The following is a 12,104-nucleotide window of genomic DNA, read 5'->3' as shown; positions in this document are numbered from 1 at the left end:
GGAGTATTTTTTAATACTTTAAGTAATTTTTTTCAGAATCTTTGTCAATAATTACTATTTTCGGTATTTTTCTTCTTTCAATTCTTTTTTCAAATCTTCAAGACTTGTTTTTTTAGAAGCCTTATTTAAATCTTTAATATAATCTTTTAGATCCGCCATATTATTTTCTTTTTCAGCCTTTGCTTCAACATTAATATTGTTTAGATAAGTATTTAAATTAATATGCTCATCATCATACAAATTTTTAATAATCTCATCAATGTTGGGAGTGTTTTTTCTAACAAGGGCGGTTCTGATTTTTGAAAGGATATCAAATTTTTGAGGATTGTATGAATTTGTAAGTTTTTCAATATCTTCAAAAACTATATTTTCAAGGGAAGTATTATTTGAATCACTAGAAACTCCAAGTGTGATTTGACCTATGGAAGATGATTTCATAAAATTAAAAGAACTTTCACTTAAAATATCTTCGCGTTCATAGGGAATATTATTTTTCTTAGCCCTATTTTCAAGAGCTGCATTAACTTTCATATCCATAGTTGCAATTATGCAATAGTCAAAATCAAAGAAGATAAATTTTTCGTCAACAATCATTTCTTTAATTAAAAGTCTTTCAGGATTTTCCTTTGCAAGATTCCAAAGCTCATCAATTATTTTATCACTGACCAAATAAATTTTAAATTCAGTTTCTAAAAGAGTCTTTACTCTTTCAAGTACAATTTCTCCTCCGCCAAAGACAATTATACTTTTGTTTTTAGTATCGATTGTAATAGGTAAGTATCTCATATTTCCTCCTTGGTTAATTATATCACAATGATAATATAAGTCATGTATTAATTTTTTATATTTGCAATTAACTTGTAATAAAATCAAAAATTAAGCTGTGGTATAATATAAGTACGAATGGAGGTATATAATGAAAAATTTAAAAAAGATAGTTGCATGCACTCTTGCCGCAGCCACTCTTATCCCTGGTGCAGCATTTGCTAAAAGCTTTAGCGATGTTAAAAGTAATGGACCTTATGGGTGGGCATATGATGCAATAGATGTTTTAAGTGACAGATCTATTATTGCAGGATATCCTGACGGAAAATTTAAGCCAGATAAAGAAGTTTATTTTCTTGAAACTTGTTCTCTCCTAAAAGGAATTATGAATCCTTCAGATACTGAAACTAAAACTGCATTAAATAAATACAAAGATTTACTTAATAAATTAAAAGTTGATGATTGGGCTAAAGAGGCCGTTGCAGTTTGTCTTTATAGAGATGTTTTCAGCGAAGATACTTTGAAGATAGCACATAATAATAAAATGTTTGATGCTAAAAAAATTGAAGTTCCTTATAGAAAAGATATTGCTGTATTTTATGCAAAGGCTTTAAAGCTTAAAAGAGATTCAGACCACAGCGTCTTAAAACACAAAGATATTGGAAATTTAAAAGATTTCACTAAAGATTATCTTACAAGCCTAGTAAAAGCAAACATATTTACCGCAACAGGTTCAAACGGTAAATTTGAAGGTGAACGTGGAATAAGACGTTCTGAAATGGCAATAATAACAAAAGCATCTTATGATTATACAGCTAAACAAGAAGTAGAAACTATAAGCGGAAAAGTTTTACTTGCTTCAACTGTAAATGATATGAACAGAGTTATTATTGAAACATCTATAAAGAGATATTCTTTTGCCTATGACGCCAACACAAAAGTTACTTCAAATGGAAAAGTCCTTTCTACAAAAGATATTAAAGAAGGACAAACTGTAAAAATTTCTTATGTTCAAGGAAACATAAATGGAGTCGAAGGACTTGCAAAAGAAATTGAAATAACTGACATTATGGAAGGTTTCGTAGGATATGTAAGTGACATTTCAAGTAATGGATTTACTGCAAGATATGCAAGTAATTCTACAAATGTTGATTATACAAAATCTGAATCAATTCCTACAACAAATATAGGTTCTTATTATTTGGAAACACCAGCAAATATTTACATCTTAGGCTACAAATCAAACTTAGGACAAATAAAAGCTGGAGATCTTATTGAATATAAGACAAACTCTCAAGGTAGAGTAACTGATTTATATGTAACTCCAAGAACTGGAAATGTTTCAGGTTTAATTAAATCTATAGGCAATGTTTTACCTAATTCACAAATAAGAGAATTTACTTTAACTTTAAATGACGGAAGAGATTACAAATTCTATGCAAAAGTTGATTCTTACGGAAAAAATCCGCTTTTAGATAATAAAAAAGTTGGAGATAATTTCTACGCTCCTACAAACTTCAGGTATATAGGAGAAAACTTAGTAAATCAAAATCAAGGTGCTACAGTTTTCGGAAAAATAACTGATTTTTCTATAGACAATGCAAGAAATGCAGGAACTTTAACAATTGCAGATTATGCTACAAATAGAAGCTATTCCTATAACATTGTAAATAACAATGCTTATTGGGGAATGTCAGACTCTAAAATAACTAGCATTTCTGGAAATAATCTTAGAAGCGGAAATGTTTATGCTATTTTAACTTTAAAAGGTAATAACATAGAAACTATGAGATTTTTTGATAACAGCTATGATTCAAGAGGTTACGGAATTTATAAAGTTACAGCTTTTAAAGGAAGAGATAATCTTTCTAGCCTATACCAAAAAGATCTTTTCACAATTATAAATTCTCAACAAATAGTTTCCAATACAAATTTAAGAACTTTAGATAGAGAAACTTTTGAAGCTCAAAACATCAATCTAAGAGATGGAGAAAGAGGAGATTTCATAGTTGTAGTTCAAGAAAACCTAAACTCTTATAGACCTATTTATATCACCCCTGTAATGTATTTATATGGAGTATCTAATAATCCTTATTATAGCAATGGGGGAGGACGCATCTTAGATATAAGATAAAATTAAAAAATTATCAGCCTTAAAATTAAGGCTGATTTTTTTTACCTTCATCTTAAGGGCTCTTTATTTTCAATAATATATAATGTGTTATAATTAAAAAATGGAGGTTTTTATGAAAAATAAAATTTTATATAGATTAAGTATCTTAGGCTTATCCCTATCTTTACTGCCAGCTTCAGTTTTTGCTGCAGAATATAAAGATTTAAAAAAAGACGGACCATTTTCTTGGGCTTATCCACAAATTATTGATTTATCTGAAAAAAATTTACTTTCAGGTTTTCCTGATGGAAATTTTAAACCTGAAAATCCTGTTTCTTTTTTAGAAACTTTAAAAATAATTGAGAGCATTTCAAAAGTAAGTCCAGAAGAGGCTGAACAAATAAAAAATTTACAAATTGATTTAAGTAAGTATTCTATACCCTTATGGGCAGATAGTGCGGTTAAATTTAATTTAGTAAGAGGAACAATAAGTGAAAAAACTCTTGAGGCAGGGAAAAAGGGCGGATTTATAGAAAATAAAAAGTATCCAGACAGAAATTCAATTGTAGTTTATCTTGGAAGAGCTTTTAAACTCAATAAATATGGAGACACATCTCTTTTAAAACATAAGGATTTATTTGATACTCCTTACATTTCTCAAGGTTATCTTGCAAGTCTTGTAGAACTTGGAATTTTTTCTGATTCAGGAAGTGACGGAAAGTTTTTGGGAAAAAGATATGTAAGAAGATCGGAAATGGCGGTTATTATGGATAAGATTTTAAAAACAAATCCAGAAATTTTAAAGGCATCTTCTTCAGTTATAGACAAAAACAGTGAAAAAATTCAAAATTCTAAAGAAATTCAAGGAAAATTAGTTGATATAAGAGATGATATTTTAACAATTGAACATGATGGAACTATGGAAAATTATAAGTCTTCTGTAAAAATTGACATAAGTAAAATTGGAAGCATATTTAAATTTACTATTGAAGATGGAATTGTTAAAAATTATTTTGAAGATATAAGTTCCCAAAATATGGTTTTTCCTGCAAATATTAAAATAAAAAATATTGAGAAGGAAGATTCAAGATATAAGAGTCTTGTGGAAATTTTAAATATATCTTTAAATTATAAGGGGCCAAGAGAATTTGTATATTATTTTGACAGGTCTCTTGAAAAAGACAAAGAGTATTTTTCAAATATTGAAATTGTTAATGGAAATGTAACAAAGGTAGACATAAATTGACAAATTGGAAAGAAAGAACTGAAAAAGTAATCGGAAAAGATGGAAGTGAAAAGCTTAAAAATTCATCAGTTATTGTATTCGGCTTAGGTGGAGTGGGTTCCTATGTGGCAGAATCTTTAGCAAGGGTAGGCCTAGGAAGAATAGGTATAGTTGATAGAGATTTTGTTGATATAACAAATAAAAATAGGCAACTTATAGCTTTGGATTCAACTTTAGGTTTAGATAAGGTCAGTGTATTAAAAAAAAGACTTTTAGATATAAATTCTGAAATTATAGTTGAAGCTTATAAAATAAATTATAGTGAAACCAGCCAAAGTTTAATTGATCTTAAAAATTATGATTTTATTGCAGATGCCATTGATGATGTTAAAGCTAAGCTACTTTTAATTAAAAATGCAGAAGAAAATAAGATTCCTATTATTTCATCAATGGGAACGGGTAATAAATTAGATCCATCAAAACTTATAATTACAAAAATCTCAAAAACTCATACGGATCCTCTGGCAAGGCGTATGAGAAAATTGCTAAAAGATATTAATTTAGATCCCATTGTAATTTATAGTACGGAAAAGCCAAATAATTTATCGGAAGATAAAAGAACTCCAGGTTCAACACCATTTGTTCCTCCGTCTGCAGGCTTAATGATTGGATCATATATTGTAAGGGAGTTATTAAAGTGAGCTATTTAGAAGAACTTAATGAAAGACAAAGAGAAGCGGTTTACCAAACTGAGGGTCCTCTTTTAATTCTTGCAGGAGCAGGATCTGGCAAGACAAAAGTTGTAACCAGTAAAATTGCATATTTAATAGAGCATTTAAATGTTTTTCCTTCTAAAATTTTAGCCTTTACCTTTACCAATAAAGCTGCTGGAGAAATGAGAGATAGGGTTGAAAAACTTCTTATGACTGATGCTTCAAAAATGTGGATTGGAACTTTTCACTCAATTTGCGTAAGAATTTTAAGGATGAATATTGATAGACTTGGCTTTAGTAAAAACTTTACTATTTATGACACCCATGACCAGGTAACTTTACTTAAGGATATTATAAAGAGAAGAAATTTAAACGGTGAAATGTTTAAACCTAAGGCTATAATTTCAAAAATTTCATCTTTAAAAAATGAAGGAGTAAGTCCTAAAGAATTTCTTAAAGAAAACGGGGAAAACTTTTACGATAAAATCTTAAGTGAGATTTATGAAGATTATAATTCATCTTTAAAGACCAACAATGCTTTAGATTTTGATGATTTGATTATAAAAACTGTTGAACTTTTAAGGGATTCTATTGAAGTTAGAAACTATTATAGGGAAAAGTTTGATTATATTTTTGTTGATGAGTATCAGGATACCAACAAAATGCAGTATTTTTTAATAAGGTATTTATCAAGAGAAAATCCAAATTTAACTTTAGTAGGAGATAATGACCAATCCATTTATAAGTGGAGAGGGGCGGATATTTCAAATATTTTAAATTTTGAAAAAGATTATAAGGATGCAAAAGTTATTTTACTTGAGCAAAATTATAGGTCGACGGGAAATATTTTAAGAGCTGCAAACTCAGTAATAAAAAATAATTCAGATAGGTATAAAAAGAATTTGTGGACTTCTCAAGAGGATGGAAAAGATGTGGAATATGAAAGATATGAACATTCTATTGAGGAGGACAGGGGTGTTGTAAATAAAATTGAGCAATTAAATTATAAGGGCAGATCTTTTGATGAGTTTGCAATTTTATATAGGACTAACGCTCAATCAAGAGGCTTTGAAGATATGCTCATGAGAGAGGGAATTCCATATAAGATCATAGGCGGTCTAAGGTTTTATGATAGAAAAGAGGTTAAGGATATTCTTGCCTATTTAAGGCTTCTCGTAAATGAAAATGATGATGTTTCTTTAAAGAGGATAATAAATACACCTAAAAGGGGCATAGGTTTAACAAGCCTTGAAAAACTTGAAGAAGCTGCCCTTCGTGAAAATATAAGTATTTTAAAAGTCATTGAAGATGCTGATAAATATGACTTTGGGAAAAATAAGAAGATAAATGATTTTAAGGAAATAATAGAAACCTTAAAGGACAAGGCACTAAATTTAGATCTGCCTTCTCTTATTGAAGGAGTTATTATTGATTCAGGCTATTTAAGTGATTTGCAGAAAGATAAAAGCTTAGAAAGCAGAACGAGGATTGAAAATTTAGAGGAGTTTGTTTCCGCTGCAAAAGATTTTGAAAAAGAAGTTGCGGGAGCAAGCCTGGAAGAATTTCTTGCCATGGTTTCTCTTTTGTCTGATGTTGATAAAACTGATGAGAAAAGCGGAGTAAAACTTATGACAGTTCATGCTGCTAAGGGATTGGAATTTCCTGTTGTTTTTTTAGTGGGCATGGAAGAAAATATCTTTCCTTCTTTTATGAGCATGGAAGAAGACGAAGACGTGGAAGAGGAAAGAAGACTTTGTTATGTTGCCATAACAAGAGCCGAGGAAGAATTATATATATCTTCAGCAAAGGCGAGAAACAGGTTTGGAAACACTCAATTTAATAGGGAATCCAGATTTATTGATGAAATGGGAGATATTAAAAAGATTTCCTGTGAAGAAAAAAATAACGTTGAAGTTATTGATTTTACAAAAACAAATAAAGATAAGGGTGAAGATTTATTAAGATATCCTATATGGAAAAGTCAAAAACCGGAAATGAGTAAGGAAAATAAAAATATAAATATAGGGGATAAGGTGAGACATAAAACTTTCGGTCAGGGAATGATTGTTGCTAAAACGAAAAAAGGAAATGATTATGAAGTTGTTATTTCTTTTGACAAGGGAGGAATAAAAAGACTTATGCTTTCCTTCGCACCTTTGGAGTTGATAAAATGAAAGATAGATTAAGAGAACTTGTAGATAGACTTAATGAATTGGGATACCACTACTATACTCTTGATGAACCTTTAGTAAGTGATAAGGAATATGACATTTTATATGATGAACTTGTAAAACTTGAAAAAGAAAGTGGCATTGTTTTAGAAGATTCACCTACAAAAAGAGTTGGAGGACAGGTTTTAAAGGGCTTTGTAAAACACACTCATATAAGCCCTCTTTATTCCATGGATAAGGCTCAAAGTTTTGAAGCTTTAAAAAATTGGGAAATTAGAAATAAAAGACTTTTGGAAAGCCTTAATATTAATGAAAAACTTGATTATGTTATAGAGCTTAAATTTGACGGGCTCACAATTAATTTAACTTATGATGGGGGATTTTTAGTAAATGCTGCTACAAGGGGAAATGGACTTGTAGGAGAGGAAATTTTACCTCAGATAAAAACCATAAAATCTATTCCTCTTAAAATTGATTATAAGGGAAAAATGGAAGTTCAAGGGGAAGGATTAATGCCCTATGATGCCTTTTATAGATACAATAAAGAAAATGAAGAGCCTCTTAAAAATGTAAGAAATGCTGCTGCAGGAGCCTTGAGAAACTTAGATTCAAAGGTTACTGAAAGTAGGCATTTAACTGCTTATTTTTACAATATAGGTTATATTGAAGGAAAAACTTTTGAGTCTGACATAGAAATGAAAAAATTTTTAAAGGACAATAGATTTAAGGTAAATTCAATTTATTATCATGTTTTTTCCATTGATGAGGCTATAGAAAAAATAAATCACATAGGAAAAATAAGAGATGATTTAGATGTTCAAATTGATGGGGTAACAATAAAAATAAATGATATGAAAATCAGACAGGCTTTGGGCTACACAAATAAATTTCCAAGATGGTCCATAGCCTACAAGTTTGAAGCGGAAGAAATAACCACAAAGCTTTTAGATGTAGTTTGGAATGTGGGAAGGAGTGCAAAGGTTACTCCCTCTGCTATTCTGGAACCGGTGGACATAGGCGGAGCTACTATTACAAGAGCAACTCTAAACAATTATGATGACATCTTAAGGAAAAAAGTTGAGTTAGGCTCAAGGGTTTTAATAAGAAGAAGCAATGATGTTATTCCTGAAATTTTAGGAGTAGTGCCCAGCGATGAAAAAACTATTCCTATTGAAAAACCGACACATTGTCCATCTTGTGGAGCGGAGTTGTATCAGGACGGGGTTCATATATTTTGTCCCAATACCTTATCCTGCATTCCTCAACTTGTTTCAAGGATTGTTCATTTTGCTTCAAGAGATGGTATGAATATAGAAGGTTTAAGTGACAAAACAGCCCTTAAACTTTTATCGGATTTAAATATAAAAGAAGTTCCCATGTTATATAAACTTGAACTTAAAGATTTAATGAAACTTGAAGGTTTTGGAAAAAAGAAAAGCCAAAATCTTTTAGATGAAATAGAAAAAAGTAAAGATGTGGAACTTGAAAACTTTATATATGCCTTGGGAATTCACAATGTAGGCATAAAAACTGCAAGAGATCTTGCAAAAAACTTTGAATCTTTTGAAAATTTATCCAAGGCTAAAGAAGAAGACCTAAAGGATATAGGAGATATAGGACCTATAACAGCTCATGAGATTGTAGAATTTTTTAAAGATAAAAAAATTAAAGAGGCTCTTGATGAATTAATTGAGTATGGAGTAAAAAGCCACTACACAAAAATACAAACAGAAAATAATTATTTTAAAGATAAAATAATAGTTCTTACAGGAGCTTTATCAAGGCCAAGAAAAGAAATTGAAAATGAGCTTTTAGGTTTAGGAGCAAAAGTGACAGGATCAGTAAGCAAAAAAACTGATTTGGTTATCATAGGAGAAAGTCCTGGTTCTAAGGCAGATAAGGCACAAAGTCTTGGTATAGAAATAATAGATGAAGATGAGTATAATAAGCGGAGGTAACAATGAAGCTTGAGGAAATTAAACACATAGCAGATATTGCTCAGATTGAATTTTCAGAAGAGGAGCTTAAAAACTTTGAAGAAGATTTTTCTGAAACTATGAATTTAATTGATAGTATTGCTAAGATTGACACTGAGAATATAGAAGGAGTTTTTCAGGTCAACGGAACAATTAATAATTTAAGAGAAGATAAGGTAAAAGAATCTTTAGATGTGAAGGATGCTACTGAAAACACAGCAGAAGAAAAATACGGATTCTTTAAGATTATAAAGTTTGTGGAGTAAAATATGAATTTAACAGAATTATCCCTTGAACAACTTTGTCAGGGTTATAGAAAAAAAGATTTTTCAGTTACTGAAGTTACAAGGGCATATATAAAAAATATTGAAGAAAAAGACGGAGAAATAAATGCTTACATTACTAAGACAAATGATCTTGCTTTAAAGAGGGCAAAAGAACTTGATGAAGGAAATTTTGACCTTCCCCTATATGGAATTCCTCTTTCCCTTAAAGATAATATTTCTTTAAAAGATGTAAGAATGACTTGTGGATCAAAAATGCTTGAAAACTATATTTCTCCCTATGACTCTTCTGTAAGTAAAAAAGTAAAAGAAGCAGGAGCTGTCATTTTAGGAAAGACAAATATGGATGAATTTGCCATGGGGGCGACAACAAGAAGTTCCTATTTTGGCTATACAAAAAACCCCTTAAATACAAAACTTGTACCAGGAGGTTCATCAGGAGGAAGCGCAGCTTCTGTTGCATCAAATACAGCTCTTGTTTCAGTGGGAACTGATACAGGAGGATCTACAAGACAACCTGCAAGCTACTGTGGTATTGTAGGGATAAAACCCACTTACGGAAGTATTTCAAGATATGGAATTTCCACTATGGCAAATACTTTTGATTCTCCGGGAACAATGGGACATTCCGTTGAAGATGCAACAAGTCTTTTAAAAATTTTAGTTGGAAGAGATAAATTAGATGCAACAAGTCTTGGAAATGAATCCATTGAAAAAATTGATTTAAAAAATTTAGATGAAACTTATTTAAAAAACAAAAAATTGCAATTCCAAAAATTTATATGGAAATGGATTTAAAAGAAAATGTTATGTCTGAATTTGAAAGGGCAATAAAAAAATTCCAAGATTTAGGAGGAAAAGTTGAAATAATAGACCTTCCCTATTTAAAATATGTAATAGAAACTTATCACATTCTCGTAAATGGAGAAATAGCTCCTAATATGGCAAGATTTGATGGCCTTAGATTTGGACACAGAACAAAGGAATATGGAAGTATTGAAGAAATGTATAGAAAATCAAGGGGAGAAGGATTCGGAAAAGAAGTAAAAAAACGTATTATGATAGGAACTCATATACTTAGCTTGGATCTTGCAGAAGACTACTATTATAAGGCTTTAAAAGTAAGGGGACTTATAAAAAGAGATATGGATATGGCTCTAAAAGATCATGATTTTATTTTGAGTCCAACTTCACCTATGCTTCCCTTTGAACTTGAAAGTAATATGTCCAGTGTTGAAGTTTATCAAGCTGATATGTTTACAATTCCTGCAAATATGGCGGGCTGCCCATCTCTTTCAATTCCAATGCCCATTAAAGATGGCCTTTCAGTAGGAATTGAACTTACAGGAAAAAGATTTGAAGACGATGTAATTATTAATTGTGCCCATATATTTGAAAGGAGTTTTAAATGAAATATAAGACAATAGTAGGTCTTGAAATACACGTTGAGCTTTCAACTAAGACAAAAGCCTTTTGCTCTTGCGAAAATGCCTACGGAAAAGAACCCAACACTTTAACTTGTCCTGTTTGTTTAGGACTTCCGGGAGGACTTCCAGTATTAAATGAAAATGTTGTAAAATATTCTGTTATGGCAGGTCTTGCCTTAAATTGCGAAATAAAAAATCACAGTAAATTTGACAGAAAAAATTACTTTTATCCCGACCTTACAAAGGGCTTTCAAATAACACAAGATGACCAGGCAATTTGCTATGATGGTTACATTGAAATAGAAGGCCAAGAGGGGCCAAAAAAAGTTGGAATTTATAAAATACAAATGGAAGAAGACACAGGTAAATCTCTTCACATGGAAGAAGATACCCTTATGGATTACAACAGATGCGGTGTTCCTCTTATAGAAATTGTAAGTAAGCCCGATATGAATAGCGGAGCTGAAGCAAGAATGTTTCTTGAAAATTTAAAGAGCACCCTTGTGTACTTGGGAATAAGTGACTGCAAAATGGAAGAGGGTTCCCTAAGATGCGATGTAAATGTAAATGTCATTGATACTGAAAGTGGTAAAAAAACAAAAGTTACTGAAGTTAAAAATTTAAACTCTTTTAGAGGAGTAGAAAAAGCAATTGACTTTGAAGTTGAAAGACACATTGGTCTTCTTGAAAAGGGAGAAGAAGAATTAAGGACCACAAGAAGATGGGATGATGCAAACAATAAAACTGTGCTTATGAGAATAAAATATACAGTTGCAGATTATAGATTTGCACCGGAAGGAGATTTACCGCCTGTTGAAATAAGCGATGAATACATTGAAGAAATAAGAAGATCCATGCCGGAGCTTCCTAAAGAAAAAAGTCTTAGATTTGTAAAAGAATATAAACTTCCAAAATATGATGCTGAAGTTTTAACATCTACAATAGAACTTGCAGATTATTATGAAAAACTTGTAGAAAAATTTGATGACTATAATATGGCAAGTAATTGGATGATGACAGAAGTTTTAAGAAGAGTGGATTTGCAAGGTGATGAAAAATTTAAAACTCCTTTTGAAGTAGAAGATCTGAAAATTTTACTTGAACAAATAAAAGAAAACAAAATTAACAATAATGCAGGAAAAAAAGTTTTGCGAGAAATGTTTGAAACAGGTAAAAAACCCCTTGATATTATAAAGGAAAAAGGTCTTATACAAATAAGCGATACAGGGGAGATAGAAAAAATAGTTGATAAAATTATTTCAGAAAATCCTCAATCCATAGAAGATTACAAAAATGGAAAAGACAGAGCTTTAGGCTTCTTAGTAGGACAAGTTATGAAAGCTTCAAGAGGAAAAGCAAACCCTCAATTAGCAAATAAAATGATTCTTGAAAAATTAAAAAACATATAATAAAATGTGTTGCAGATTTCT

At 30.7% G+C, this 12,104-nt stretch carries 10 protein-coding genes; 9 read left to right on the top strand and 1 reads right to left on the bottom strand.

All coding sequences use genetic code 11. From position 1 onward, the window contains the following. Nucleotides 1–54: 54 nt before the first annotated feature. The gene (locus HMPREF1253_RS02860) at nucleotides 55–786 is read right to left on the bottom strand and encodes a bifunctional precorrin-2 dehydrogenase/sirohydrochlorin ferrochelatase (protein WP_023055253.1); all 732 of its coding nucleotides are present in this window, start codon (nucleotides 784–786) and stop codon (nucleotides 55–57) included. 130 nt (nucleotides 787–916) lie between these two features. Here HMPREF1253_RS02860 and HMPREF1253_RS09610 point away from each other — a divergent pair, with 130 nt between their 5' ends. From HMPREF1253_RS09610 to gatB, 9 genes are all read left to right on the top strand, one after another. Beyond that, nucleotides 917–2,899 carry an S-layer homology domain-containing protein gene (locus HMPREF1253_RS09610; protein ID WP_023055203.1) on the top strand — a complete coding sequence of 661 codons (1,983 nt, stop codon included), beginning with the start codon at nucleotides 917–919 and terminating at the stop codon, nucleotides 2,897–2,899. A 112-nt stretch (nucleotides 2,900–3,011) separates the two neighbouring features. Beyond that, complete coding sequence (locus HMPREF1253_RS09605) at nucleotides 3,012–4,124, top strand: S-layer homology domain-containing protein (RefSeq protein WP_023055230.1); 1,113 nt, start codon at nucleotides 3,012–3,014, stop codon at nucleotides 4,122–4,124. After that, entirely contained in the window at nucleotides 4,121–4,804 is a 684-nt protein-coding gene (locus HMPREF1253_RS02845) for a ThiF family adenylyltransferase (protein WP_023055250.1), read from the top strand. The genes HMPREF1253_RS09605 and HMPREF1253_RS02845 overlap by 4 nt, the downstream gene beginning before the upstream one ends. Then, a complete protein-coding gene (gene pcrA, locus HMPREF1253_RS02840; RefSeq protein ID WP_023055195.1) occupies nucleotides 4,801–6,990 on the top strand; it encodes a DNA helicase PcrA in 2,190 nt (729 codons plus the stop codon). The genes HMPREF1253_RS02845 and pcrA overlap by 4 nt, the downstream gene beginning before the upstream one ends. Next, complete coding sequence (gene ligA, locus HMPREF1253_RS02835) at nucleotides 6,987–8,945, top strand: NAD-dependent DNA ligase LigA (RefSeq protein ID WP_023055233.1); 1,959 nt, start codon at nucleotides 6,987–6,989, stop codon at nucleotides 8,943–8,945. Before pcrA ends, ligA begins: the two co-directional genes overlap by 4 nt. A gap of 2 nt (nucleotides 8,946–8,947) precedes the next feature. Continuing rightward, the gene (gene gatC, locus HMPREF1253_RS02830; protein ID WP_023055215.1) at nucleotides 8,948–9,229 is read left to right on the top strand and encodes an Asp-tRNA(Asn)/Glu-tRNA(Gln) amidotransferase subunit GatC; all 282 of its coding nucleotides are present in this window, start codon (nucleotides 8,948–8,950) and stop codon (nucleotides 9,227–9,229) included. 3 nt (nucleotides 9,230–9,232) lie between these two features. After that, nucleotides 9,233–10,045 carry an amidase gene (locus HMPREF1253_RS10595; protein ID WP_023055208.1) on the top strand — a complete coding sequence of 271 codons (813 nt, stop codon included), beginning with the start codon at nucleotides 9,233–9,235 and terminating at the stop codon, nucleotides 10,043–10,045. After that, nucleotides 10,036–10,659, top strand: coding sequence for an amidase family protein (locus HMPREF1253_RS10590; RefSeq protein ID WP_023055241.1), 624 nt, complete (start codon nucleotides 10,036–10,038; stop codon nucleotides 10,657–10,659). The genes HMPREF1253_RS10595 and HMPREF1253_RS10590 overlap by 10 nt, the downstream gene beginning before the upstream one ends. Continuing rightward, nucleotides 10,656–12,083: an Asp-tRNA(Asn)/Glu-tRNA(Gln) amidotransferase subunit GatB gene (gatB, locus tag HMPREF1253_RS02820; RefSeq protein WP_023055219.1), complete on the top strand. Its 1,428-nt coding sequence runs from the start codon at nucleotides 10,656–10,658 to the stop codon at nucleotides 12,081–12,083. The genes HMPREF1253_RS10590 and gatB overlap by 4 nt, the downstream gene beginning before the upstream one ends. Nucleotides 12,084–12,104 lie beyond the last annotated feature (21 nt).

This window comes from Peptoniphilus sp. BV3C26 (genome assembly GCF_000478985.1).
In the GTDB taxonomy this organism is placed as follows: domain Bacteria; phylum Bacillota; class Clostridia; order Tissierellales; family Peptoniphilaceae; genus Peptoniphilus_B; species Peptoniphilus_B koenoeneniae.
This window is presented reverse-complemented; position numbering and strand designations above follow the sequence as displayed.

Excerpts from the sequence above, each read along its gene's own strand:
- HMPREF1253_RS02860 (WP_023055253.1), bottom strand. The coding sequence starts at position 786 with ATGAGATACTTACCTATTACAATCGATACTAAAAACAAAAGTATAATT.
- HMPREF1253_RS09610 (WP_023055203.1), top strand. The coding sequence starts at position 917 with ATGAAAAATTTAAAAAAGATAGTTGCATGCACTCTTGCCGCAGCCACT.
- HMPREF1253_RS09605 (WP_023055230.1), top strand. The coding sequence starts at position 3,012 with ATGAAAAATAAAATTTTATATAGATTAAGTATCTTAGGCTTATCCCTA.
- ligA (WP_023055233.1), top strand. The coding sequence starts at position 6,987 with ATGAAAGATAGATTAAGAGAACTTGTAGATAGACTTAATGAATTGGGA.
- gatC (WP_023055215.1), top strand. The coding sequence starts at position 8,948 with ATGAAGCTTGAGGAAATTAAACACATAGCAGATATTGCTCAGATTGAA.
- HMPREF1253_RS10595 (WP_023055208.1), top strand. The coding sequence starts at position 9,233 with ATGAATTTAACAGAATTATCCCTTGAACAACTTTGTCAGGGTTATAGA.
- HMPREF1253_RS10590 (WP_023055241.1), top strand. The coding sequence starts at position 10,036 with ATGGATTTAAAAGAAAATGTTATGTCTGAATTTGAAAGGGCAATAAAA.
- gatB (WP_023055219.1), top strand. The coding sequence starts at position 10,656 with ATGAAATATAAGACAATAGTAGGTCTTGAAATACACGTTGAGCTTTCA.